Here is a 25,173-nt window from a genome sequence, read left to right as displayed (position 1 = left end):
CTTGCCGTGCGGGCGGTGCGAGGTTCCCCGCGCGTGCGGGGAGTGTGCGGTGCTTGTGCTGTGCTTGTGCTGTGCGGGCGGTGCTTGTGCCGTGCTGCGCTTGCGGTGCGACCGGTACGTGCGGAGCTTGCGGTGTGGCGTTCCCTGCGGGCCTTGCGGGCCTGCGTGCTGTGCGCGCCGTGCGCCGGCGTCCGGCCTGTCGCCGTACGCATGCCTTCCGTTGCCGTCCGGCCGCCGGCGGTCCGGCCTTCGCGTTCCGTTCCGTCCGGCGGCGGGGCACGTGCTCGTCCCTGCCTGAGGAATGGTGCGCACGCGGGGGCCCGTCCCGGAAGACCCGTGCAGGTCTTCGGTGCACCTTTGTGGCCGCCCCCTCCCCACGGGCCCGCGAGCCGACCCGGTCGCGGCCGCCGCGGGCAGGGCGCAGCCGCAGGTCGGCGTGCGCGTGTCGGGCCGGCGGGTGGCGCCGGGATACGGACGGGGAAGGTTTCACGCGGCGCCGGCGGGGGTGTGCGCGGACCTTGTTCAAGCGGTGCTTCGATCAGACTCTAACCACGCAAACCTGCCGATATCCCTCAAGAACGCCGCGAGTCGGCGAGCTGAACACTTCCGCGCCCGGGGCTCGGACATCACCCCGCGGTAGCCCGACCCGCGGCACCAGGGCCGCGGGGCCGCGGAGACGTCCGCCACGAGCGGGCGGCGCCGCGGCTGTTCGGGGGCACCGCCGGCAACGGCGGGGCGGACGCGGTCTGATTGACCGCCACCGGCTCGGCGGGCGAGGATGCAGACGCGAGCGCGACCCCTGAGAGACCCCCGGAACCCGTTGAAGGGACTGCAGGTTGTCTGAGGAGCACCGGCGCCTGTCCATAGCGGTCATGACCCACCGCCTCCGGCTGGAGATGGCCGAGCGGCTGCGGGACAGCCATCCCCAGCTCGACATCCGCGTCGTCTGCGACACCCTGCCGGAGGGGGAACGCGGCTCGCTCCGCTCCGCCCAGCGGGCGTGGGCCGCCGTGGGAGCCGACGCCACACACCACCTCGTCCTGCAGGACGACGTACGGCTGACGAAGGGCTTCCTGGCCGCCGCCCGGTCGCTGACCGAGCACCGGCCGGACGGCGTGACCTCCCTCTTCGTCGAGTGGGGTGCCTGGACCGGCGGCGTGGCGCGGATCGCGGCGCTCACCGGCGCCGGCTGGGCCGAGGTGGTCGACAACTACGTCCCGACCCAGGCCGTCATCATGCCGGCGGGTACGGCCAGGGCCGTCAGCGAGTACTTCGCGGAGGCGCTGCGCGGCGACGAGCCCGACGACGTCGCACTCCGCGGCTACCTGGCCTCGACCGGGACCGTCCCGCATGTGAGCGTCCCGAACCTGGTCGAGCACCGGGACGTCTCCAGCCTGACCGGCAACCACCACCACGGGATGCGCTGCGCCACCTGCTGGAGCTCCGGCGCCCCCCTTCCCGGCGTGGACCTCCGGCGGTCGGTCACGGGGGTCGACGCCGTTCCGGCCATGGCGTGGTGGGGTGAGCCCGGGGCGTACTTCCGCCTGCGCGACCCGCTGGCGGCCGAGGGCTGGCGCAAGGTGCGGGCCGTGGAGGTCCTCGGCGGCCTGGGCTTCTCCGAGGGCGACCTGCGGGGAATGGGCCGGCAGGCCCTGCGCGGCGAGCCGGGTGCGGAGCGCGGCCGGAGCCTGCTCGGCGAGCACCTCCTCTTCGAGCTGTGGCTCGCCGCGTTCAGCCTCGGCCTGCGCGCCGCCGCCGTCGGCGCGTCCCTGGACGCCCGGGTCTCCCCCGCGGCCGCGATGTCGACTCCCGTCGCCCGCCGCGCTCTCGCCACCATGGCGCTGGGGGCGGTTCGGAACCTCGTGCCGCGCCGCTTGTACTCCACCGCCGCGGCCGTGCTGACCCCGATCGTGCGCGGTGCCGTCCGCCTCGGTCTGGACGTCCGGGCAGCGGACGAGCGGGCAGCGGACGAGCGGGTGGTGGAAGGCCGGGCAGCGGACGGGCGGACGGCGGAGGGCCGCTGACCGGCGGCGACGCGGACCATCGCCGGTACCGCGCCGTCCCGGTCACCGGGCCGGCGATCGGGACGGTGCGGGCGGCGGATCGTCAGGCGGGAGCGGGGGTCGGCCAGTCGGCGTCGTGGTCCGGATCGGGCAGGGCCACCAGTTCCCTCCCGCCGCCCTCGCGGAACCTGACGCGCCGCCGGTAGCCGGCGGCGCGGGCGTACCGGACGAGCGTCCGGTACTGGTCGGCGGCCTGGTCCGGGTAGTGCGCGTCGCTGGCCAGGGTGATCGGGATCCCCGCCTCGTGGCACATCCGCAGCAGCGTCGGCGCCGGGTACGGTTCCAGCGCCTCGTAGCGCAGCCCCGCGCTGGACACCTCGAAGGCCACGCCGCCGCGCTGTGCCGCGTCGACCAGGCGGCGGTAGAGGTCCACCGGCTCCTCGTCGCAGCGGTGGCCGAACTTCTTCACCACGTCCGGATGGGCGAGCACCTGCACCAGGCCCGACTCGGCCAGGTCGGCGACCAGCCCGAAGTAGTCCTCGTAGGAGCGGCGCACGCCGCGTCGTTCGAACTCGTCCGTCATCCCGTCGTGGTCCACCGCCCACGAGCCGATCCAGTGCACCGACCCGATGAGGTAGTCGAACGGGTACGCGGCGAGGACGTCGAGGATCTTCTCCATCCGCCCCGGCAGGAAGTCGACCTCCAGGCCGAGCAGCACCGGCAGCCCGCGGTCCCGTGCGCCCAGCACGGCTTCGGTGTACCGGTCGAGGTGGAGGTTCAACTCGTCGTAGTAGTACTGGCGGGAGCGCTCCGTGAGGTCGGCCGAATCACCGACGTTCCAGAACCCCGCGGCCACGGACTCCAGGTCGACGAAGCGGTGCATGTGCTCGGTGAAGCCCACCTCGGCGGCGCCGCGCGACAGCGCCCGCTCCACGTAGGCGTCGACGTGCCCCCGGGGGTACACGCCGGGCGGAGGGCTGTCCGGGCGCGGCGCGTGGGGATGCAGGTGGACGTGGTAGTCACCCACGCCGCTCACCCGTCCCGGCACCCGAACGCCCACCCGAGCCCGCAGCGGAACCCGCACCGGCGAACCGTGCCTCGTACCGGTTCATCGTGTCGAGGAACTCCGCCTCGGCGTCCAGCCCCGCCGCGTCCGCGAAGCTGAGCAAGGCGAAGAGCGCGTCGCCGAACTCGGCCCGCACCCGGTCCGACGGCGGGGCGCCCGCGACGCCCTTCGCGCCGGCCGAGGGGGCGTAGCCGGACTGCTTCAGGTACGCCCCGGCCAGCTCCCCCAACTCGGCGCACGCGTCGAGCAGGGCGACGTCGGCCGTGACGTGGAGGGCCGCGCGCCGGCGGAACTCCGCGGCCATGTCCTGGCAGGCGCTGAGCGTCGTGGGGTCGGCGGTACCGGGCAGCGCGTCACTGGTCATCGATGGTGACCTCACCTTCGTGCTCGGAAGACGGGTGGCGGGTAGCGGGTGGCGGGAGACACCCCTGGGAGGCGGACCGCGGACGCCGGCCGGCACCCCCTGTGCCACGAGTACCGCGTCCCCCGCTGGTCGCGTCCCCCACCGATCCGATGATCGCATGGCGAACCGCTCACGTCATCGAGCCGTCTGAGCACGGCTCAGGGCACGGCGGCCGGATCGGCGGGCCCGCTGCCGGTCCGGCCGATCCGAGGCCGCCGGCCGGGACTACGGCTGGGTCGAACAGGGCATGATCGGGGCGGTGATGCCGTCGGTGGGACAGGAGTGGCATGAGACTGCTGATGATCGCTTCCAGCTTCCACCCCACCACCGGAGGCGCGGAGACCTATGCGCACGTGATCGCGGAGGGGCTCGCCGGCCGCGGGCACGAGGTCATGGTGGTGACCGACGGGCTGCGGGGCACGCCCGCGGGAGAGGCCGTCGACGGCGACCCGCGCGGGGTGACGGTGCGCAGGCTCTCCGGGTACCGCGCGCTGCTCGACGACCCCAGCAAGGTCCTGTGGGAGCAGATGGCTTTCGCGCTGGCCCCGGAGATCGCCGCGTGCGCCGACGAGTCGCGGCCGGACCTGGTGTTCACGAACACGCTCGACGCCGCCCTGACCGGAAAGTGGATCGCCCTGGACCGGGGCGTTCCGTGGGTGGCGACCTTCCACGAGCACGAACCGGAGGGCCAGCCGCTGGGGACCGCCCGGCTGCGCGTCGTCCACGAGGTCCTGCGCCCTTCGCTCGTCCTGGCCTGCGCGGAGAACTACGCCGAACGCGCCCGCAGGAACGGTTCGGCCGACGTCACCAGGCTGATCCCGCACGGCGTGGACACCACCCGGTTCCGCCCGGACCGCGACACGGCGGCGGTCCGGGCGCGCTACGGCTACGCCGAGACCGATCTCGTCGTCGTCTGCGCCGCCCAACTCAAGCTCCGGAAGGGCATCCTGGAGCTGGTCCGGGCCTTCTCGGCGGTGCACGCCCGGCGGCCGGACACCCGGCTGCTCGTCGTCGGCGCCGTCAGCTCCTCGTCGGGTGACTACCCCGGAAGGCTGCGGGCCGAGATCGCCGCGCACGGGCTTGAGGACGTGGTGCGCATCGACACCGGGGTGACCTTCGACCTGATGCCGGACGTGCTCGCGCTGGCCGACGTCGTCGCCCAGCCCAGCTCCGGGGAGGGCCTGAGCCTGGCCATGCTGGAGGCCATGAGCTCCGGCCGCCCGCTGCTGACCGTCGACTTCCCGGGCATCGGCGAACTGGTGCGGGAGCCGGGGTCCGCCGCTCTGGTGCCGTCCCCGGACCCCGGCCGGCTCGCCGACGCGCTGCTCACCCTGGTGTCCGACGACGCGCTGCGCCAGGACATGGGCAAGCGGGCCCGCGAGCAGGTGCTCGAACACTTCACCCTCCAGCGGATGGTCGACGCCACGGAGGCGGCTCTGCTCGCCACCCTGGCCGGCGGCTCCGGCCGGAGCTGAGCCTGCCCCAGCTCATCGTGATAGCTGCTCAGTTCCCCTGAGCGGCAGCTCAGTTCAGCTCCGGGAGGAGCCAGTTCAGCTCCGCATGTGCTCAGTCAAGCTCCGCCGGCTGCTCAGTTCGGCTTCGCCGGCCGGCCGGTTCAGCTCCGCAGCCGCTCGGGCACCTCGCTCAGCAGTTCCAGGGCCGAGGTGCCGTCGGCCGCCGCCACCTGGAGCGCCAGGACGTCGGGGGCGAGTCCGTCGACGATGGTCCGGCACAGCTCCACCACGTCCGCGGCGTCGCCGTAGCGCGGAAAGCTCCGCAGGACGGTCTCGCGCCCCAACGCGTCGGCGTCCTGCCGCAGTCGGCGCGGGCTGCCCTCCCGCAGCCGGTTGGGGGTGCGCATGCCCCGCCAGGGCTGGATGGCCCGCCACGCCTCCTCGTCGCTCCGGGCGAGGACCAGGAAGCAGGTGAGGATCACCCGGGGCGGTCGGCGCCCCGCGGCCGCCGCGGCCGACCTGGCCACGTCGACGACCTCCCGCCGGGTACGGGCGACGTCCTTCACCGAGGTGATCACGCCGTCCGCCAGCCGTCCGGCGGCCTCGGCCGACCGCGGTCCGGACGCGGCCAGGTACAGCGGCGTCGGCGCGAGGCAGGGGCTGTGCAGCCTCATGGCCGACACGGGGTAGTACGGCCCGTCGGAGCTCACCTCCGCGCCCTGGAGCAGCGGGCGGATCAGCCGCACGGCCTCGGCGGTCCGCTCCAGGCGCTCGCGGTACGGCGGCAGCGGGCCCGCCAGGGGCTGCTCGTTGACGGCCTGCCCCATGCCGAGGCCGAGCTCGAACCGCCCCTGGGAGATCCGGTCCACGGTCGCCGCGGCCTGCGCGACCAGCACCGGGTGCATCCGGAACAGCGGGCACACGGCCGCCGATATCAGCGCCGCGCTCCGGGTGGCGGCGGCCAGCGCGCCCAGCGTCGCCCAGCTGAACCCGGCGGCCCCGCCGGCGTCCACCCAGGGCTGGAGGTGGTCGGAGACCAGAAGCGCGTCGTAGCCGGCTTCCTCGGCCAGCCGGCCCTGCTCGACCAGCGACTCCGGCTGCCATTCCTCGTGCGCCAGGAACCATCCCATACGCGTTCTCGGCCTCATATTCGGTCCATACCTTTCCTCGCGGGGTGATTCGGGCCGGTCGTCGGATCCGGTTGGTCGAGGCTTGACAGGATGACGGAGGCGCTGAACAGTAATTCACTGACGTGGCGCCAGTGGACCGACTCAGGGTTGGACATGACTCTACGATTTGTCTCCGTCGTGGGCGGCGATGTCTCATTGCTTCCCTATTCGCTGGCCCACTACCGCGATCTGGGGGTGGAGAAGTTCCACGTGGTACGCCACGTGGAAAGCCGGGACGACGAGAGCCTGGAGCCTTCCGTGGCGGTGATGCGGGCGGCCGGACTCGACTTCGCCGGAGTCCGCGTGGCGCCCTGGCACGAGGACCTCAACGCCGAACTCATCCGCGAGCAGATGGCCGCCCACCCGGACGACTGGTGGGTGGTCGCCGACCTGGACGAGTTCCACGTCTACGACAGGCCGCTCTCCGAGGTCGTAGAGCACTGCGAACGGCGGGGGTTCGACTTCGTCGAGGGCGCCTTCCTGGACCGCGTCGCCGCCGACGGCCGCCTCACCGACCTGGCCCCGCACGGCCGGACGCCGCTGTGGCGCCAGTACCCGCTGGCCGGCTTCCTCACCTTCCGGCTGCTCGACGGCAGGCCGACGAAGGTGACGCTCGCCCGGGGCACGGTGGAACTCGACCTCGGCCAGCACTACGCGTGGACCGGCCGCGGCGTCCCGGTGGCCGACATCCACGCCCAGGTCCACCACGTCAAGTGGACCGCCTCCGCTCAGCGCCGCCTGGCCAGGAGGGTCGCCGCCTACTCGTCGGGCGAGTGGCGGCTGCTGCACCGCTCCGTCGTCGGGGAGTCGCAGGCGTTCCTCGACCACCTCGACGGGAACGGGGGCAGGATCGACGTCGGCGATCCTGCCTTCCGCTTCTCACCCTGCTCCTTCGACTACGCGGACTACCCGGAGTGGGCCGAGGTGGGTCCCATGCTCAGCCGGCACTTTCGCGCGTACGACGCGGCCCGGCAGGAGAGGCGCCGGTCCTCCGGAACGGCGCGATGACCTTCCGGACGGCCTCGGCGGCGCCCCAGTCGTCGTCGTCATGGGCGATGACGCTGAGGAGTTCGCGGAGGTGGAGGAGCGGCATCCGCTCCTCCCAGCCGTCCTGGAGCGGGGCGACCTCCCGGTACACGGCGAAGAAACGATCCGCCGCCGCCACCCGCGGGGAGCACCACAGCATGCTCAGGTCGACCTCGGGCCAGTTGTACGACACGGCGGGGTCGATGAGCACGGGGGCCCCGGCGGCCGTGGCGACGACGTTCTCCTGCCACAGGTCGCCGTGGGTCAGGCACGGGGGCTGGGGCGGAACCAGCTCGGGCAGGGCCGCGCACAGCCGTTCCAGGGCCTGCCGCTCCTCGCGGTCGAACGCGGCCTCGACCAGCGGTTCGGGGAGCCAGCGCAGGATGCGCCGTTCGGCGAAGAACGTGTGGCCGTCCGGCTCCCAGGTGTTGTCCTGGCGCATGCGGCCCAGCCAGCCGTCGCGGTGCCAGCCGAAGCGGTCGGAGACGGTGGACGCGTGCAGGGCGGCGAGCATGTGGGCGAGTTGTTCCCAGAAGCGCCCGTCGTCCGGACGCGGCCGCATTCTTTCGAGCACCAGCAGCCGCGGGGAGGCGAGCAGCACCTCCGGGGTGTTCGCCCCGCCGAGTGCGCGGAGTTCGGACAGACCGGTGGATTCGACCGGGAATATGTCCCGATCCGGTCCGAGCAGGGTCTTCGCGAATATCTCGGTGCCGTCCTGGAGCGTCACCAGACCCGCGACGGCCACCACACCGCCGGCGGCCTTTTCCACCTCTTTCGCGGCGTACCCTGCTGCACGGAGCCGATCGGCGAGTATCTCCTCATTCGACACCCGCGAATCATAACTTCCGCCCGTGTTCGGGCACCAGGTATTCGGGGGCGTGCTCTCCCGCCCGGCCGCGGCGCGATGCGGCGAGGTCCCGGAGGCGGTCGCCGCGCCGCAGCCGGGCGGGAGGCACCGCGGACGGGTCGGCGCGCTGAGCGGTGTGCTCGGCAGCAGGCGCGTTCAGCGGTAGGCGCTGGCCTGGAGCGCGTACAGCTCCGCGTACAGGCCGCCGCGGGCGACGAGATCGGCGTGGCTGCCGGCCTCGGCGACCCGGCCGCCGGCCAGGACCACGATGAGGTCGGCCATACGGACCGTGGAGAAGCGGTGCGAGACCAGCAGGGTGACGCCGCCGTCGGCCGCGGTCCGCCCGGCGTGCTCCGCGTACCGTTCGAAGAGCGCGTGCTCCGCCCCGGCGTCGAGGGCCGAGGTCGGCTCGTCGAGGACGAGCAGCAGCGGCCGTTCGCGCATGAACGCCCGGCCGAGGGCGAGCTTCTGCCACTGGCCGCCGGAGAGTTCGGTTCCGTCGGTGTAGCTCCGGCCGAGCCGGGTGGCGAGGCCGTCCGGCAGCGGGTCGAGCACGTCGGCGGCCCGCGCCCGCTCCAGGGCGGCGCGTACGGCCTGCTCCGAGTGCTCACGCGGCAGGTCGCCCACACCGACGGCCTGCCGGACGGCGAGTTCGTACCTGACGAAGTCCTGGAACCCGGCGGCTGTCCGGGCCCGCCAGTCCTCCGGCGGGAGCCTCCTCAGGTCGGTGCCGTCCACCAGGATCGCGCCGGCGGTGGGCTGGTAGAGCCCGCACACCAGCTTGACCAGGGTCGACTTGCCGGCCCCGTTCTCGCCGACGAGCGCGACGACGGCGCCGGCCGGGAGACGCAGGTCCACGTCCCGAAGCGAGGGCGCCGCGGCGCCGGGGTAGCCGAACGAGACCCCGCTCAGGGTGATGCCGTCCCGGACGCGCTCGGGCACGACGGCGGCCCGGGGCGCCGCGGGGAGGCGGCGCGGGGCAGGTCCGGGCGCCGGAGCGGGTTCCGCGAGGGCGGCCGCCGGGGCCGGCGGCGGCGAGTCGGGGACCGTCGGGGACGGCGGCGCGGTGTCCGGGACCGCCGCGGCCGGGTCGAGGGGCTGCCGCAGCTCGCGCAGCCTCCGGTCGACCCCCGTCAGGCGCTGCAGGTCCGGCAGCAGCCCGACGGTCTGCGCCACCTGCGTGTTGGCCTGCGCGGCGAGGACGACGACCAGCACCACGTCGCCCACCGTGGCGCGGCCCGTGACGGCTTGACGCAGCATCAGCAGCACCGCGCCCGCGTAGGCGGCGGCGAACACCAGCTGGCTCAGGGCGCGCAGCGCGGCGGCCCGGCGCTGTGCCCGCCACAGGACGCCGCTCGCCTGGTCCCACAGGGCGCCGTGGGAGGTGCGCACCTCGCCCTCCAACTGGTAGGCGAGCAGTTCCTTGGCCGAGGCCGCGTCGGTGGCCTGGCGGAAGAGGTTCAGCGCCCGCCGGGTCGGCTCGGCCGTGGTGCTCCTGGCCGCGTCCATGAGCCCTTCGGCGCGGCGTCCCACCAGCACCGGCGGCACGGCGGCCAGGGGCAGTAGCAGGAGCACGGGGTGCAGCAGGGCGAGCATGACGGCGGTCAGCAGCAGCCCGGCGCCGAGCCCGGCGAGGGTGAGCAGCGCCTGGAGGGTGTTGCGGGTCTGCTGGACCTCGCGTTCCAGGACGGTGAACTGGTCGGCGCGCCGCGGGCTCTCGTGGCTGTCGAGGCCGGCGGTCCCGTTGGCGAGGCCGATCAGCTCGTCGCCGTAGCGGAGCATGTTCATCTCGGCCAGTTCGAAGTACGCGATGTGCGCGAAGTGGCCGCAGGTGAGCGCCGCGACCAGCAGCAGCGCGACCGCGACGCCGGCGGCCACCGCCCGGCCGCTGTCGCCGGCGCGCGCCGCGTCGAAGAGGACGCGCAGGCCGAGGCCGCCCAGCGGCATCGCGGTGCCGCCGGCCACCATCAGCCCGAGGGCCGTGAGGGTCCTGCTCCTGCTCTGCCGCCAGCACATGGCCAGCAGCCCGGCGGCGGCGGCGAAGAGGCTGTTCACACGGGCACCCCCGGTCCCTCCGGCGCGGGGCTGTCTGCGGCGAAGCGGTCCGCCTGGAGCCGGAACAGCCGCGCGTACTCGCCCTTCGCGCGCAGCAGTTCGTCGTGGCAGCCCTGCTCGCTCACCCGCCCGCCCGCGAGGACGACGATGTGGTCGGCGTGCCGCACCGTGGAGAAGCGGTGCGAGATCAGCACGGTGGTCGCCCCCTCGCGGACGAACTCCTCGAAGAAGCGGGCCTCGGCGCGCACGTCGAGGCTGGCGGTCGGTTCGTCGAGCACCAGCACCCCGCCGCCGCGCCGGAGCCGGAACAGGGCGCGGGCGAGCGCGACACGCTGCCACTGCCCGCCGGACAGGTCGGTGCCGCCGGCCAGGTGCTTCGCCAGCGGGGTGTCGAAGCCGTCGGGCAGCGGGGCGAGTGCGGCGGCGGCCCCCGCGTCCCGTGCCGCCGCGCGGACGTCCTCCCGGACGGCGGCGGTGTCCGCGCGGTGGGCGGCGCCGTAGCGAACGTTGTCGAAGGCGCTGGCCTCGTACCGGTTGAAGTCCTGGAAGACGACGGCGACCCGGGCCCGCCAGGCGTCCACCGGGAAGGAGCGCAGCGGGCTGCCGTCCACGGTGATCAGGCCCTCGTCGGGTTCGTACAGCCGGGTGAGCAGCTTGACCAGGGTGGTCTTCCCGGCGCCGTTGACCCCCACGATCGCGGTGCACTTCCCGGCGGCGATCCGCAGGTCGAGGCGGTCGAAGACCGGCTCCCGGCCGGGGTAGCCGAAGGACACCCCGGTGAACCTGATCTCGCCGGCCGGCGCGGGGACGGGCGGCCGCGCCGCCTGCGTCCCGCCGGACCGGGCCGGTTCGCGGACTGCGTGGTGTCCCACGCCGCGCTCGAACGCCGTCAGCGCGCGGTGGGCGTTCATGCCCAGCAGCGTCTGCATGTCGGACTCGGGGTAGAACTCGCCGAGCCGGACGGCGATCAGCACGGCCTGGGTGGCCAGTGCCAGGTCGGTCAGCGAGGTGCCGCCCGCGCCTGCCGCGGCCACCGCGGCCAGCACCGCCGCCGTGACCAGCAGGCCGAAGGCCGTGTAGCGCAGGTAGGGCCACAGCAGCAGCCGGCGGCGCTCGGCCGCCGCGGGGACCATCCACGCGAGGGCGGCGGTGCGGTGGCGTTCCCGCAGCCAGGGGGCCAGGCCGAAGATCCGGATCTCCTTGCCCGCCGCCGCGCGCGTGGCCAGGTCCCGCAGGTAGCGCTCCTCGCGCCGGTGCCCGGCCAGGGCCACCCAGTTGTCCATGTGCTTGCGCAGGCCGGTGCGCAGCCCGTGCCGCAGCGCCAGGACCGCCACCAGGACGGCGATCCCGGCCGGCCAGGAGTAGCAGTACCCGATGACGGCGACGCAGCCGGCCAGTTGCATCCCGCGGGCGGTCAGGTGCAGCAGGCCGGCGCACGCCTTGCCGGGGCTGTCGGCGCCGAACTCCAACTCGCGGCGGGCCTCTCCGAGGTGCTCGAGCAGCCGCTGGTCCTCCAGCGGGCCGATGCCCGGACCGCGCAGGGCCGCGGCGATGAGGCGGTCGAAGAGCCTGCCGTCGACGCGTCGGGCGACCAGTTCGCCGAGCGCCGCCTGGAACGGCGCCACCAGCTGCTGCCCGGTGAACGCGGCGGCCGCCACGGCGAACGCCGCCAGCACCGCCGTCCACCGCGCGGAGCCGGTGCCGGCGGCCACGGCGGCGGGAATCCGGCCCACCATGACGCTGCCGCTGACCACGAAGACCACCGGCAGTACCCCGAGCAGCACGTCGCACGCGACCGTCGCCGCGACCGGGCCGGCGCCGGCCAGCGGCAGCAGCCCCGCGATCGGCCGCATCCTGGGCCGCGCCCGGCCGGTCGCGGCCCGGCCGGGTCCGGGCGTCGGCGGCGGGGGGCTCAGTTCGCCCACGAAAGCGGCTCCGGCCGGTCGAACTCCGAGGTGATCCCGGTGGTCCCGGCCGACTCGGCCAGGGCGAGGGTGACTTCGAGGACGTGCAGGGCGTGGCGGGTGGACAGCCGCGACGTCCGCCCCTCCTGGACGGCGGCGGCCATCTCGGCGATGCCGCGCGCGAAGTCCATGTCGTGGTCGGCCTCCGTACCGTCCGTGCGGACGTACGGCCGCACGGGCGGCACCTCGTGGTCGTCGACGAGGTACGCCGCGTCGCCGGCCTTGACCGTCCGCAGGGTGACGGGGGAGCCGAAGTCCCAGCAGTTGGTGAGGCGGAGCACCCCGGCGTCGCCGATCACGGTCAGCGACCGGTCGTGCGGCGCGACGATACTGCACGTCAGCCGGGCCACGACGCCGTCCTCGAAGGTCAGCGAGGCGGTCATGAAGTCGGGGCCGACCGGGCCGGACTCCCCCGGGGGGAACTTGTCCGGCATGAGGGTGGCCTGGTCCGAGACGACCTTGCGCACCGCCCCGAACATGGCGGTCAGGGGCACCAGGTGGTAGCCCGCGTGCTCGATCGTGCACCCGACGGCGAACTCCTCCCGGTACGGCCAGGCGACGCCCAGGTGGTTGCGCCAGGTCTCGCAGCCCATCAGGTGGATGATGCCGTCGTCGAGCTGGGCGTAGACGAGGCGGGGCGTGCCGATCGACCCGGCTCTGACCTCGCGCCACAGCGTCTGGAACGCCTCGCCGAGGAAGTTCGCGGGGGCGCACGCCACCACCAGCCCCCGGCGCTCGGCCTCCTCCGTGATCCGCCGGCCGTCCTCGACGGTGGTGGCCATCGGCTTCTCCGTGTACACGTGCCGGCCCGCGTCCAGGGCGGCCAGTGTCACCTCGGCGTGGCTCTCCGGGTTCGTCAGGTTGACGACGACGTCCACGCGGTCGTCGGCCACGAGGTCGGACAGCTTCTCGTAGACGACGACCCCGTGCCGCGCGCCGGCCGCCTCGGCGCGCTCGGTCAGGATGTCGTACACCCCGATCAGTTCGAGGTCCGGGTGGTTGTCCAGTGTGGTGAGGTAGAGGCCGGCGACGAAGCCGCATCCGACGATGGCGATCCCCGTGCGCGCCGGGCTCTCGGCGCCTTCACTGGCGGTTACAGACATGTCATGGTCCTCAGGGTTCGAAGATCTGCTGGACAGCGGACGGCGCGGTGACCGCTTCGTCCCCGAGGTGGACGGCCGACTCCACGAGCGACCTCGCGGTGTCCGCGTCCCCCCGGTCGTAGTGCAGTTCGGCGATGACGTCGCCCTTGGCGACGCGGTCGCCGACCCGGTGCCGCAGCAGGACGCCGGCGCCGTGGTCCAGCGGCGCGTCGTAGGCCAGGCGTCCGGCCCCGACCAGCAGGGTGGCGTTGCCGACGGCCCGCGGTTCGATCCGGGTGATCCAGCCGGACTCGGCCGCCCGGACGAACTGCCGCCGCGTGGCGGCGGGGAGGCGCTCGGCTTCCAGGGCGGCGCCGTCGGCCCCCTGCGCGACCGCCCACCGGAGGAACATCTCGTAGGCGGAGCCGTCGTCGAGGACCCGGTCGATCCTGGCCGCGGCCTGCTCGTCGGTGAGCCGGGGGTCGACGCTCCGCAGCATCAGCCGGCAGATCGTCGCGCACAGGTCCCACAGCCCGGGTGTCCGCTCCCCGCGCAGCACGGCCAGGGCCTGCCGGATCTCCAGGGCGTTGCCCACCGAGGGGCCGAGCGGCTGGCTCATGTCGCTGAGCACGGCCCGTGCGCTCAGGCCGAAGGCCCGGGCCAGGTCGAGCATCGTCTCGGTGAGCCGCACCGCGCGGTCGCGTTCCTGGATCAGCGCCCCGGCACCGGTCTTGACGTCGAGGACGAGCCCGTCGGCGTGCACGGCGAACTTCTTGCTGATGATGCTGGCGGCGATCAGCGGGATGCTCTCCACGGTGCCGGTGACGTCGCGCAGCGCGTAGGTGGCGCCGTCCCCGGGGGTCAGGTCGGTGCTCTGGCCGGTGATGACCATGCCGACGGAGCTGAGCGTCGGCACGATCGCGTCGAGCGGGACGGTGGTCCGCAGGCCCGGGATCGACTCGAGCTTGTCGAGGGTGCCGCCGGTGAAGCCGAGGGAGCGTCCCGTCATCTTCGCCACCGGGGTGCCGCACGCGGCGACGACCGGCACGACGATCAGGGTGGTGGTGTCCCCCACGCCGCCGGTGCTGTGCTTGTCGACGACCGCGCCGTCCACCCCGCTCAGGTCCAGCCGCCCGCCGCCGAGGGTGTAGGCGCGGGTCAGGGCGGCGAGTTCCGCCGTGGACAGGCCCTGGCAGGCGACCGTCGCCAGCCAGGCGGCCATCTGGTAGTCCGGGATGCGGTCGGCGACGAAGTCCGTGACCACGCCCGCGATCTCCTCGGCGTCGAGGGCCGCGCCCGCGCGCTTGCGGTTGGTCGCCTCGATGACCCGTGCCGAGGCGCCCGGGTCCTTGACCTCCCTCAGGCCGTGGCTCACCGGACCCCCTCGGCGGAGGACGCCCCGGTGCCGGCCGCCTCGGTGCCGACCGCCTCGGTGGAAGGGGCCGGTGCCGGCCGGGCGGCGCCCGACAGGTGGTCGGCGAGCTTCCGGGCGACGGCCTCCACCGCCGCGAGGTACCCGGCGTCCTCCTCCTCGTAGCCCACCGGCGCGCAGGGCACCGAGATCTTGAACGTGCGGGCGGCGAGGCGGTCGGCGATGGGGAAGGCGGTCCGGACGCAGGTCCTGTCGTACGTGGTCACGGGCGAGATCGGGTTCTGGAACAGGTGCAGGGTGTGCAGCGGGGACGTGGCCTTGGGGATGTCGACGTCGTCCAGTCCCTCCGCGTTGCACGCCGCCACCAGCCAGTCCCTGCCGCCCGGGACGAGCGCGGGGTCGACGTCGAAGAGCAGGGCGTAGTGCGCCGAGGTCCGCTCGGCCGTGGACAGCGTCAGCGGCGTGATCCCCGCGATCCGGGTGAACAGCCGCGCGATCTCCTCGGCGAAGCCCTGCTTGCCCTTGATCCAGGAGTCCAGCTCGGCGATCTGGCCGACGGCGAAGGCGACGCCCAGCGGGTGCGCGCGGTACTTCAGGCCGAGGCCGGTGACGGAGTACGGGTAGAGCGGCCCCGCGGCGTCCATCTCCTTCATGGCCCGCTTGTTGAAGTGGCCGAGGAGCTGGGCCCGGTCGTAGACCTCGCGGCTGCGGGTGGCCAGCACGCCGCCCTCGCCCGCGGCGATCAGCTTCTGGGTCTGCAGGCTCCAGGCGCCGGCCGCGCCGAAGGTGCCGACGGGACGGCCGCGGTAGGTCGCGCCGTGGGCGTGCGAGCAGTCCTCGACCAGGTCCAGGCCGTGCCGCTCGGCGAAGGCCACCACCTCGTCCATGTCGCAGGGCAGGCCCCACATGTGCGTGATGACGATCGCCTTCGTGCGGTCGGTGACCAGTTGCTCGGCCGCCCCGGTGTCGAAGGAGCCGTCGGGCCGGCAGTCGGCCAGCACCGGCAGCGCCCCCAGTTGGAACAGCGACGCCGCGGTGGCGAAGAAGGTGTAGGTCGGGCACAGCACCTCGTCGCCGGGTCCGAGGCCGATACCGTAGAAGGCGGAATGGAGCGCCGCGGTACCGGAATTGGTGACCAGGCTGAATTCGGTTCCGTGCGCCGCCGCCCAGGCGTCCTCGAACTCCGCGACCACACCCGACCGGTCGTAGACGGAGAGCTTTCCGCTCTCCAGCTGGCGCAGGACGCGTTCAGACCATTCCGATCGCTGCTTCGGCCACGGATACGCCGTCGTCCGATCCAGTACCGGCTGTCCCCCGTCGACGGCCAGATCCGAAACACTCACCACTATTCTCCCCGTGCAGCGGTTTTACCGACGTCTGCTGTGCGATGGAACGGTAGAGCGCGTCGATGGTGGCGGTGACCCGCACACCGTCGGCGATCTCCCGGCGGGTGACCTCCGGGTCGGTGAGGTTGTCGAGCGTGTCCGCCAGGACTCCGGCGGCGGAGTTCCAGGAATGGTCGGCCGCCACCCGCTCGACCAGGTTGTTCGAGCGGTCGAACCGTTCGAAGGAGTCGCGGGTGAGCCTGATGTACCCGGCGGTGCCGTAAACGCGGATCAGCTCTTCCTTGCTGGCCTCGCAGAGCGACAGCCTGAGCGTTCCGGTGACGCCGTCGGAATACGACAGGTTCGCCAGCACGGTCTCCTCGATGTCGTAGGAGGCTGTGGGAACCAGTTTGGGAGCCGCGCTCGCGTAGACGAGGGACGGCATGCCGAAGAACCAGTGGAGCAGGTCGATGATGTGGTAGCCCATGTCGATGACCGCGCCGCCGCCCGAGGTGTCCAGGCTGGCCCGCCATCCGGCCTGGTAGGCGTCGGTGCTGAGCTGGTAGACCGCGTCGAAGTGCCGGAGCCCGCCGATCTCCGCCAGCGCGGCCCGCGCCCGCAGGTAGAGCGGGTGGTAACGGCGCTGGACGCACAGGCGCAGGTGCCCGTCGTACTCCTCGACGGCCTCGGTGAGCTCGCGGGCCCGCGCCGAGGAGAGGGCGAAGGGCTTCTCCTTGAGGACGGGAACCCCGCGCCGGAAGAGCTCCTTGACGATGTCGTCGTGCGTGTGGTGCGGCGTCACGACGATGGCGAGGTCCGGACACACGGAATCCAGCAGCGCGACGTGGTCGGTGAAGAAAAGCGGCCGCGCGCCGCTTCCGAGCCGTTCCAGCTCGTCCACGAGCCTTTTCTCCGCGGCCGGTTCCACATCGCACGCGGCGACCAGGTCGACGCGCCGCCCTGAGGCGACGAGAGCGGGCACGTAGTCCTTCAACGTCCTTCGGCCGACACCGAAAACCGCGCACCGCGTCACGGACGAGCCTTGCAAGGGATCAACCCCTTCGATCGGCTTCGCGAATTCCTTGCGCATTGCAGACGTGGAGCTGACTTCGAGCTTCGACGGGGGAATCGGTTCTCTGCGAGGCACCGTCAAGGGGCCCCATCCACCGCTGTCCTGACGGGCGACATCACCGGCAGTCGGTTTCCGACCGCGCGAAACGCCGGACGGAGCAACGCTCCGCATTCACACGTTCGCCATCTCGCCGCCGAGTTCGAGTGGCCTCCTCGAACTCGGCCTGTGGCAGCCTATCCCCGAGATCGCTTCCGGACAAGGAGTCCGATCAACCCGCGGCCCTTGCCACAATATGCCCGGGCGACGTTCTGCCACGGTGTGTCAGCTATGGCGGCCGGGGGCCGGTTTGGCTTCTCCGGGCGCCTCCGGTTTCGCCTCCGGACGGCCTGGGGCGGGCCCGGCGGACCCGGCCGGCCCGGCCGGCCCCGGTCACTTGGAGAGCGGCACCCTGCGCAGGGCCGGCACCGAGACCGCCACCGCCCCGCCCGCGAGGACCAGCAGACAGAGGTCTCCGATCGCGGCCAGCCACGCGTCGTCGTCCGACGCGTCCGGAACGGGCGCGACCGGGCCCTTCGCCAGCTCCGGGTCGACCCGGCCCTCGGGGTCCTCCAGAACCGTGACCCGCTCGCCCACCCGGTCGCCGCGGTCGCAGTCGATCCGCGTGCCGGAGGGCGGCGGATCGTCGTACCGCACCTCGCACGAGTAGGTCGTGGTCCGCCCGGTACCGGTCTCGACGCCGGTGACGACGCCGTGCCGGACGACGCCCCGCGACCGCAGGACGGCCGCCTGCGCGGAGTCGGCGCAGACGACGGGCACCGCCACCAGCGGCACCAGCAGCGGCACCAGGGCCAGCCACCGCACCACCGGGCGCGGGCACAGCAAGGTCACGGCGGCGATCAGCCACAGGGCGCCGAACAGGCAGAGCACGACGCCCAGTACGGCGTACCAGCCGCCGAAGGCGCTCAGTGCCCCGCCGCCGGGGAGCAGCACCAGGCACACCGGAATCCCCAGCCCCACCCGTACCGGGTGCCGGGGCCGGATCCGCCGCACGCCGCCGCTGCCTCGCGCCACCTGCCATCCCCTCCCCGGCCGCCCCGCGGGGGCTCGCCGCGGAGCAACAGTGTCGCACCGCGGCCACGGCCGGGCCGCGCCGCCCACCCGCCGGCCCTCGACGGCGTCCCCGCCCCACGAGACGCGCCCCGGAGCGCCGGGGAGGTCCCCGGCGCTCCGGGGCGCCCCGCCGCCGCGGCCGGTCAGGTCAGCCGAGGCGCAGGCTCTCCGGCGGGCCCAGGTAGCTGGGCCTGAGGTCGCCGGTGTCGATCACCAGCTTCTGCAGCACCACCGTCGGGTCGACCATCCAGAACTTCAGCGTGTGCGCGCCGGCCCGGGCGATGGTGTGCACGGTGCTGGTCCGGTTGACGTTGTCCGAGGTGTTGCGGGCCCACTGGTTGTTCATCGCGTTGTCGTCGGAACCGGTGGCCGTGGTGATGTTCACCGTCTGGGGCGCGTCACCGTCGAAGGAGACGGCGTACTTCAGGCCGTCCGTCGCCAGGGCGTTGTTGCGCGGCGACAGGTAGGCCCAGACCGTGACCGGTCCGGTGGTGAACAGGCTGACCTGGTACTCCAGCCGCGGGCCGGCGCCGCCCGGGGTCTGCCGCGGCGCGGTGACCGGGAACGGCTCCATGCCGTCACCGGTCCGGCCGATCCGGGGAATCCGCACCCAGGAGACGCCGCGGGTCTCCACCGCCCGCGAGTGGTGGGCGGCCTCGATGGAGACGTAGCCGTTGGCCTCGACGAAGCCCTGGAGGGCGGCGCGGGAGAGCGCCGGGTTCTCGACCACGGCCTGGACGACGACCGTGCGGCCGTTCGGCCCGGAGACCGTGATCGGCAGCCGGGTGGTACCCCTGGGCGCCCGCGACCAGTCCACCGTCAGCGTGATCCGGTCCTCCTGGACCACGTGGCCGCGGCTGCGGTCGGCGGTCAGCCACGGCACGCCGGTGCTGACGCGGTAGTCGAACGCCCTGGTGCCGCGGCTGAACACCTCGATGTACTGGGCCGGCTGGCTCTGGTACGGGCTGAAGACGGGGAGCACCGCCTCGCCCTCCTCGTGCGGCCACCAGCCGTCGGAGCCGTCGATCGCCACGCCCATCTCGGCGGTGTCCGGCAGCTCGATCCGCTGGACGGCGGGGAAGAGCACGTCGGCGATGGCCACGTTGTCGAGCTCCGGCTCCTGCCAGGGAGCGGTCGACCCGTAGCGGGCGACGTCGCCGTAGTCGATGTGCGGCTGGGTCTGGAACCCCTTCCACTTGCCGCCCGCGACCTGGTTGTCGAAGCGGTCGGCCAGCTCGAAGTCGTCGGCCAGCCGGGCCTCGGCGGCGGCGGCCAGGTCGTTGGTGAGCGCCCGGCCCTGCCCGGCGTAGCGGATGTTGGTGAACTCCGCCCTGCGCAGCTCGTAGAGGTTGGCGGTGGCCTGGACCTCGTAGGCGACCAGCTCGTACCAGCCGTCCTGGTCGGCCCCCGGGAGCTGCCGGGTGATCCGGGCGGCGTCCGAGGCGAGGTCCTGCCAGTCCTCGGTGACCCGCTCCAGTTCCCGGTAGTCGGTCATGCTGAAGGGGGTGGCCTGGTCGTCGTAGACGATCGCCGAGGGGTCCCGGGTGATGTCCTTGGCGGGGTCGACGGTGATCCGGCGGTTGAGCAGTTCGGGCTTGCGGCGCGACTGGAGCTGGGCGTACCGGCCGAGCACCGCGGCGATCGCGGTGGCCTGCTCGTCGCCGAAGTTCTGCCGGGCGTACCGCACCTCCCACTCGGGGAGCGACTCCAGCGGCCAGCGGTCCGGGGCCCAGGCGTACTCCAGGAAGAACTGGGTCGGCAGCTCGTTGCCCTTGAGGTCGCCGACGTTGGTGACCCACAGCCCGTGGCCGCCGTAGGTGGCGGTCTGGTTGAGCTGGTCCCACATGTTGGGCAGCGAGGTGGTGTCCACCCACTTGTAGTCGCGGCCGACGCCCACGTAGTCGAAGTGGTAGTACAGGCCGTAGCTGCCGGCGCGCGGGTCGGTGCGGACGTCCGGCAGCTTGCGGAGGTTGGCCCAGTTGTCGTCGACCAGCACCACGGTGACGTCGTCGGGCGCGCGCAGGCCGCGGTCCCAGTAGCGCTGGACCTCCTTGTAGAGGGTCCACACCTGCGGGGTGGCGTCGGGGTCCTTGCCCGTGACCTCGGCGAGGATCCGGCGCTGGGTGGCGATGATCTCGGTCATCAGGTCGATGCCGTCGCCGTCCGGCAGGCTGACGTCGCCGTTGCCGCGCATGCCGAGGGTGACCACGCCCTCGAAGTCCTGGTCGACCATGCGCTGGATGCCGTCGCGCCAGTACTGTTCGAGCGCCGCGGAGTTGTAGCGGAAGGACCACTCGCCGGTGCCGCCGTAGGGGTCGTGGCCCGGGGTGACGACGTTGCCGGCGCTGTCCCGGGTGGCCGCGACGGCGTGCCGGTTCCACTCCTCGATGCCGCGCATCATCGGCGCCTCGTGCGAGGTGCCCATGACGATGCCGTACCGCTTGGCGGTGGCGTGGTTGAGCGGGTCGTCCTCGGCGAAGGCGCGGCCCCACACGGCCGGCCACAGGTAGTTGGCCTTGAGGCGCAGCAGGAGTTCGAAGACCTTGGCGTAGAAGTCGGCGTTGAAGCCCCCCGGGTAGGCTGCGGCCTTGCCGGGGCCGAAGTAGGCCGGGGCCCAGGTGCCGAGCGCGGGGTTCTCGTCGTTGATGAAGACGCCGCGGTACTTGACCACCGGGGTGCCCTGGGAGTGCCGGCCGGGCAGCACGTACAGCGCCTTGCGGCGGATCGGGCGCACGTCGTCCCACCAGTACCAGGGGGAGACGCCGATGCCCTGGGAGACGTCGTAGACGCCGAAGACGGTGCCCCGCTGGTCGCTGCCGGCGATCACGAAGGCGCGGTCGACGCCGGGCAGGGGCTTGTCCACCACCGTCTGCAGCGAGGTCTCCCACTTCCCGGCGATCCCGCTGACGTCCAGCTTGCCCGCGGCGACCAGCCCGTCGACCAGGGGGCTGTGCCCGATGGTGCCGACGATGGTGATCTCGCGCCCGGCGGGGAGCCTGTCCTGGGAGACCTCGGGGCGGACGCCGGTCACCCGCTCGATGTCGTCCCGCAGGTCGCCGACGACCCGGACGACACCGGCATGGTCGCTCCCGCTGACCACGATCGGCACCGCCTTCCCGGCCTCGGCCAGCGGGAAGCCGCCGTGCACGGGGGTGAAGGAGACGTAGGACCCGAAGTCCGTCGGCAGGCCGCGCCGCCCGGCCCGGCCGAATCCGCCCAGGCGGTCCCGGCCGGCAGCGCCGTGGCGACCAGTGGCGACGCCAGCGCGGTGATCCCGAGGCCGAGGCCCAGCACCGACCTGCGACTGGGGTGTCTCGCGGAATTGTCGTGCATGCTCTCTCTCCCGTGCATGTTCGCGGCTCGCTCAGCGGAGGTCTGCGACGAGGGCCGGGCCCCGGCCCGCCCGAGGCGGTCCGGCGGCGGCACGCACCCGCACGTGCCGGCCTGCCCACGCGGAGGACTCCCGTCCGGATCGGCGGGGCCGACGGCCCGCATTCCGAAACTTTCGAAATTCCTCCGCAACTTTCGGAGAACCTAGTCCCGTTGCCGACAGCCGGTCAATCCCCGTGCGGCACCCTTCTTCACCGAAAGGCGCCGCCGGAAAGCGCAGCCGGCGGCAGGCGGCTTTCGGCAAACGGACAACCGTCGCGAGAAAGACGAAAAAGCGCGCGGCAACGCCCCGTCAGGTGCGGTCCGGCTCCGTCGATTCCCGCGGCCGGGCGGCCCGTTCGCGATGCCACGAGGCGAGCGGCACCCGGAGATCGACGCCCCGACGGCGCCGGTCGGCGCCGACCGGGTGGCACGGACTCCGCACCCCGGACCCGCCGACCGGACCGGGCCCTCGCGCCACCCCTCGTTCGACGCCTTCGGGACATGGGGCGGGGCGGACTTCCGGGGCGGGCAGGGGCGGCGCGGACATCCGCGGACATCCGATCCCTTCTCGTCGCGCGGTGTATCGAAGGATCACTGTTTTGCTGTCACACCTGTTGACGCCGATCAACCGCGAATGCCAGGCTGCCGAATCATCCGATGTCTTTGTCCCCTCACGGGAAAACCCGTGAGGTCCTGTCGTTCCCGGAGCGGTCATGAAGAGGATGGCATCAGCGTGCAGAGTTCTCGGTTCCGTCATCACGTTCGGCCTGGTGAGTGCGGGGGTGCTGGCCGGAGCGGCCACTGACGCACAGGCTGCCGCCCCGACCGTGCTGTGGGCGGCGCCCGACGGCCACGGCGCCGCCTGCACGGCGAAGACGCCCTGCTCGCTGGACGCGGCGCAGACCGCTGTCCGCCGCGTCGAGCGGGGCCGGAAGCCGGCCGGAGCCACCGTCGAACTGCTCGACGGCACCTACCGGTTGGCGAAGACCTGGAAGTTCGGCACGGCCGACTCCGGCACCCCCGGCCACCCGGTCGTGTGGCGGGCGGCGCCCGGCGCGCACCCGGTGGTCTCCGGGGCGACCCGGGTGACCGGCTGGTCCCAGGTGGGCGGCACCGGCGTGTGGTCGGCGAAGGTCCCGCGCGACAGCGCCAGCCGCCAGCTCTACGTCGACGGCGCCGAGGCCCCCGTCGCCCAGGCCACGCCCGCCGCCCTGGGCTTCGCGGGCGGCTGGACCGGCTCGGCCACCGGCTACGACCTGTCGAAGGACCCGGCCGCCCTGGCCTGGTTCGCCGCCCTCACTCCCGCGCAGGTCGCACAGGTCGAGTTCGACTACCCGGGCGGCAGCGGCCCCTGGACGGACTCCAAGTGCGGGGTCGCCAGCATGTCCGGCAGCGAGCTGGTCATGGACCAGCCCTGCTGGAACGACGCCACCAACGGCGCCCCGTTCACCCAGGGCAGCGGCGGCCTGCCGTCGATGTCCCCCTCGCAGATGCCGACGACGGTCCGGAACGCCCGCGGCCTCCTCGGGAGCGGGCAGTGGTTCCTCGACAGCGCCCAGGACCGGATCTACTACGCGCCGAAGAGCGGTCAGCGGATGTCCGCCGCGGATGTCGAGCTGCCGCGGCTGGAGACGCTGCTGCGGGGCGCCGGAAGCCTCACCAAGCCGGTGCACGACATCACCTTCACCGGCCTCCAGTTCTCCTACGCCACCTGGAACGACCCGTCGACCTCCGTCGGTTTCGCCGACGTGCAGAGCAACCTGCGCCGGACGCAGGCCAACAACCAGGGGCTGTGCACCTTCTCGACCCCGGCGGGAAGCTGCCCGTGGGGCGCGCTCACCCAGCCGCTGGCCAACGTCGACTTCACCGGCGCCGACTCCGTGACGCTCAGCGGCAACGAGTTCGCCGACCTCGGCGGCGCCGGCCTGAGCTTCAAGTACGGCGGCTCGCACAACGTGATCGAGGGGAACGAGTTCACACAGATCGCCTCCACCGCGATCTCGCTGGGCTGCACCTACGACCCGACCCCGACGACCACGTCGGCCTCGGTGATCAAGGACAACTGCACCCCGGACCCCAAGAAGGTGGCCGCGGACCGGATCGGTGAGAACGAGATCCTGGACCACACCACCGTCGCGGACAACGTGATCCACGCCGTCGGCACCGACTACCCCTCGGCCTGCGGCATCACGCTGCTGTTCAGCCGGCACACCACGATCACCCACAACGACCTCTACGACCTGCCGTACACCGGCATCACCGCCGGGGTCATCGAGGGCCACGTGGACGAGGCGGACCACCCGCAGAACTCGACCAACATCAACGCCGACAACACCATCAGCGACAACCTCATCCACGACGTCATGAAGGTGCTCGACGACGGCGGGGCGATCTACATCGAGGGGCACCAGGCCGGCTACGTCGACAACGCCGACGGCACGCTGGACTCCGCGGCCACCCTCGCCAACGGCCTGCACATCACGGGCAACGTCGTCTACAACGACGGCTCCCTGTACAACGCGTACTACGACGACGCCGGTTCGGAGTGGATCGACTTCAGCGGCAACGTGGAGTTCCACCCGCTGACCCCGCTCGCCGCGCAGGGCGGCTGCTCGTCCACCGGCCACTTCTGGGTGACGGGCAACTACTTCTCCGACCGGGTCGGCAGCTACGACTGCAACCCGCCGGTCGACTCCAACATCAGCGGCAACACCGTCATCCCGGCCTCGCCCGGCCCGAACGACATCCCCGAGTCCATCCTCGCGGGTGCGGGGCCCACCGGCGCCTACCAGTCGCTGACCGGTGGCCTGCGCCCCGAGGCCGACTACCTCTCCGCGCCCACCCCGGTCGCCGCCGGATCGACCACCGAGCAGGTGTTCATCGCCGGTTCCGGCTTCACGCCGACCACCCCGGTCTTCTTCGGTGACCAGCGCGCCACCAGCGTGCGGTGGGTGTCCCACGGCTTCCTCGTCGCCACCGTGCCGGCCGGAGCCGACGCCGCCGACGTCACCGTCGGCGCCTACGTGCCCAGGCCGCAGATCACCTCGCCGACCGTCGGCACCGTCGGCCTGGCGGACACCTTCACGGTCCGCGGCACCGGGGCGGCCGGCGACACCGTCGCCGCCACCGACGAGACCGGCAACGCCGGCTGCACCGCGACCGTCGACAGGACGGGCGGCTGGACCTGCGCCTTCGCCGGCGCCGCGGAAGGCCGGCACACGCTGACCGCCACCCAGTCCACCAAGGACGGCAGCGCCGCCTCCAAGCCGTCGTCGGGGGTCGCGGTCTACGTCGGCACGCCGCCGGCCGCGGCGCGGATCGACGACACCGACGCGTCGGTCACCTACAGCAACTGGAGCTACTCGGCAGGCCGTGGCTACGGCGACTACAACAACGACATCCACTACACGACGGCCAACGGCGCCAGCCTGACGTCCACGTTCATGGGCACGGGCGTCAAGGTCTTCGGCGAGGAGTACACCGACCAGGGCGACATCAGCGTGTCCATCGACCAGGGGACCCCCGTCATCGTCAGCACGGTGCCGGCCGACGGCGCGCGCCACGCCGACGCCGTCGTCTACACCAGCCCCACCCTCGCGTCGGGCGTCCACACGATCACGGTCGCCAAGGTCTCCGGCTCGTACGCCACCTTCGACGGGCTGGAGATCGACAACCCCGTCGCCGGGTAGCCCCCTCCCCCGGCACCCTCCGCCCCGCGAGGGGCGGACACCCACCGACTGCCTCCTCCGGCCTGACGGGCAAGCCTGCCGTCGGCCGGAGGGGGCAGTCGGCCGTCGCGGGGCCGTCGGGTGGCACACCGCCGTCCGCCGGCCCCGCGGCCGACCGCGCACCC

Annotated in this window: 16 protein-coding genes; 4 read left to right on the top strand and 12 right to left on the bottom strand. The window is 73.0% G+C overall.

Going from position 1 to position 25,173, the window contains the following annotated elements; genetic code table 11:
* The first annotated feature begins 872 nt into the window (after positions 1–872).
* Positions 873–2,024, top strand: coding sequence for a hypothetical protein (locus BS72_RS32845; protein ID WP_051951754.1), 1,152 nt, complete (start codon positions 873–875; stop codon positions 2,022–2,024).
* An 82-nt stretch (positions 2,025–2,106) separates the two neighbouring features.
* On the opposite strand, the gene BS72_RS32840 is transcribed toward BS72_RS32845, so the two are convergent.
* Both BS72_RS32840 and BS72_RS36820 read right to left on the bottom strand, forming a co-directional pair.
* Positions 2,107–3,030 carry a histidinol-phosphatase gene (locus tag BS72_RS32840; RefSeq protein ID WP_157856341.1) on the bottom strand — a complete coding sequence of 308 codons (924 nt, stop codon included), beginning with the start codon at positions 3,028–3,030 and terminating at the stop codon, positions 2,107–2,109.
* Complete coding sequence (locus tag BS72_RS36820) at positions 3,023–3,433, bottom strand: nucleoside triphosphate pyrophosphohydrolase family protein (protein ID WP_037914289.1); 411 nt, start codon at positions 3,431–3,433, stop codon at positions 3,023–3,025. Before BS72_RS36820 ends, BS72_RS32840 begins: the two co-directional genes overlap by 8 nt.
* Before the next feature lie 326 nt (positions 3,434–3,759).
* Between BS72_RS36820 and BS72_RS26805 the strand changes: the two genes are divergently transcribed.
* Positions 3,760–4,947, top strand: a complete 1,188-nt coding sequence (locus BS72_RS26805; RefSeq protein WP_037914286.1) for a glycosyltransferase family 4 protein — start codon at positions 3,760–3,762, stop codon at positions 4,945–4,947.
* A 140-nt stretch (positions 4,948–5,087) separates the two neighbouring features.
* Here the strand turns inward: BS72_RS26805 and BS72_RS32835 are convergent, their stop codons facing one another.
* Positions 5,088–6,056: an LLM class flavin-dependent oxidoreductase gene (locus BS72_RS32835; RefSeq protein WP_051951752.1), complete on the bottom strand. Its 969-nt coding sequence runs from the start codon at positions 6,054–6,056 to the stop codon at positions 5,088–5,090.
* A 153-nt stretch (positions 6,057–6,209) separates the two neighbouring features.
* Here BS72_RS32835 and BS72_RS26795 point away from each other — a divergent pair, with 153 nt between their 5' ends.
* A complete protein-coding gene (locus BS72_RS26795) occupies positions 6,210–7,103 on the top strand; it encodes a glycosyltransferase family 2 protein (RefSeq protein WP_157856340.1) in 894 nt (297 codons plus the stop codon).
* Here the strand turns inward: BS72_RS26795 and BS72_RS26790 are convergent.
* The 9 genes from BS72_RS26790 to BS72_RS26750 all read right to left on the bottom strand — a co-directional run bounded on the left by BS72_RS26790 (position 7,033) and on the right by BS72_RS26750 (position 21,096).
* Entirely contained in the window at positions 7,033–7,950 is a 918-nt protein-coding gene (locus tag BS72_RS26790; RefSeq protein ID WP_051951750.1) for a fructosamine kinase family protein, read from the bottom strand. The genes BS72_RS26795 and BS72_RS26790 overlap by 71 nt on opposite strands.
* A gap of 174 nt (positions 7,951–8,124) precedes the next feature.
* Positions 8,125–10,023: an ATP-binding cassette domain-containing protein gene (locus tag BS72_RS26785; RefSeq protein ID WP_198545959.1), complete on the bottom strand. Its 1,899-nt coding sequence runs from the start codon at positions 10,021–10,023 to the stop codon at positions 8,125–8,127.
* Complete coding sequence (locus tag BS72_RS26780) at positions 10,020–11,948, bottom strand: ATP-binding cassette domain-containing protein (RefSeq protein ID WP_198545958.1); 1,929 nt, start codon at positions 11,946–11,948, stop codon at positions 10,020–10,022. Before BS72_RS26780 ends, BS72_RS26785 begins: the two co-directional genes overlap by 4 nt.
* Positions 11,936–13,090, bottom strand: a complete 1,155-nt coding sequence (locus tag BS72_RS26775) for a Gfo/Idh/MocA family protein (RefSeq protein WP_051951749.1) — start codon at positions 13,088–13,090, stop codon at positions 11,936–11,938. The genes BS72_RS26780 and BS72_RS26775 overlap by 13 nt, the downstream gene beginning before the upstream one ends.
* A gap of 10 nt (positions 13,091–13,100) precedes the next feature.
* Positions 13,101–14,444 carry a thymidine phosphorylase gene (locus BS72_RS26770; protein WP_051951748.1) on the bottom strand — a complete coding sequence of 448 codons (1,344 nt, stop codon included), beginning with the start codon at positions 14,442–14,444 and terminating at the stop codon, positions 13,101–13,103.
* Complete coding sequence (locus tag BS72_RS32830) at positions 14,441–15,784, bottom strand: DegT/DnrJ/EryC1/StrS family aminotransferase (protein ID WP_157856339.1); 1,344 nt, start codon at positions 15,782–15,784, stop codon at positions 14,441–14,443. Before BS72_RS32830 ends, BS72_RS26770 begins: the two co-directional genes overlap by 4 nt.
* Positions 15,690–16,856, bottom strand: coding sequence for a Gfo/Idh/MocA family protein (locus BS72_RS26760; RefSeq protein WP_265736812.1), 1,167 nt, complete (start codon positions 16,854–16,856; stop codon positions 15,690–15,692). The genes BS72_RS32830 and BS72_RS26760 overlap by 95 nt, the downstream gene beginning before the upstream one ends.
* Positions 16,857–17,267: 411 nt before the next feature.
* Positions 17,268–17,909 carry a hypothetical protein gene (locus tag BS72_RS26755; protein ID WP_037914280.1) on the bottom strand — a complete coding sequence of 214 codons (642 nt, stop codon included), beginning with the start codon at positions 17,907–17,909 and terminating at the stop codon, positions 17,268–17,270.
* 187 nt (positions 17,910–18,096) lie between these two features.
* Positions 18,097–21,096, bottom strand: coding sequence for a glycosyl hydrolase 115 family protein (locus BS72_RS26750; protein WP_407639018.1), 3,000 nt, complete (start codon positions 21,094–21,096; stop codon positions 18,097–18,099).
* Between the two features lie 946 nt (positions 21,097–22,042).
* On the opposite strand from BS72_RS26750, the gene BS72_RS26745 reads away from it, so the two are divergent.
* Positions 22,043–25,009 (top strand): right-handed parallel beta-helix repeat-containing protein, encoded by a 2,967-nt coding sequence (locus BS72_RS26745; protein ID WP_157856338.1) that lies wholly within the window; start codon positions 22,043–22,045, stop codon positions 25,007–25,009.
* The last annotated feature ends 164 nt before the right edge of the window (positions 25,010–25,173 follow it).

Origin of the sequence: Actinacidiphila yeochonensis CN732 (genome assembly GCF_000745345.1) — a bacterium.
Lineage (GTDB): Bacteria > Actinomycetota > Actinomycetes > Streptomycetales > Streptomycetaceae > Actinacidiphila > Actinacidiphila yeochonensis.
Note: the sequence above shows the minus strand (reverse complement) of the source record. Positions and strands in the feature narration are given on the sequence as shown.

Coding starts and splice junctions, on each gene's coding strand:
- BS72_RS36820 (WP_037914289.1), bottom strand. CDS start 3,433: ATGACCAGTGACGCGCTGCCCGGTACCGCCGACCCCACGACGCTCAGC.
- BS72_RS26775 (WP_051951749.1), bottom strand. CDS start 13,090: ATGTCTGTAACCGCCAGTGAAGGCGCCGAGAGCCCGGCGCGCACGGGG.
- BS72_RS26805 (WP_037914286.1), top strand. CDS start 3,760: ATGAGACTGCTGATGATCGCTTCCAGCTTCCACCCCACCACCGGAGGC.
- BS72_RS26760 (WP_265736812.1), bottom strand. CDS start 16,856: ATGCGCAAGGAATTCGCGAAGCCGATCGAAGGGGTTGATCCCTTGCAA.
- BS72_RS32845 (WP_051951754.1), top strand. CDS start 873: ATGACCCACCGCCTCCGGCTGGAGATGGCCGAGCGGCTGCGGGACAGC.
- BS72_RS32835 (WP_051951752.1), bottom strand. CDS start 6,056: ATGGGATGGTTCCTGGCGCACGAGGAATGGCAGCCGGAGTCGCTGGTC.
- BS72_RS26745 (WP_157856338.1), top strand. CDS start 22,043: ATGGCATCAGCGTGCAGAGTTCTCGGTTCCGTCATCACGTTCGGCCTG.
- BS72_RS26795 (WP_157856340.1), top strand. CDS start 6,210: ATGACTCTACGATTTGTCTCCGTCGTGGGCGGCGATGTCTCATTGCTT.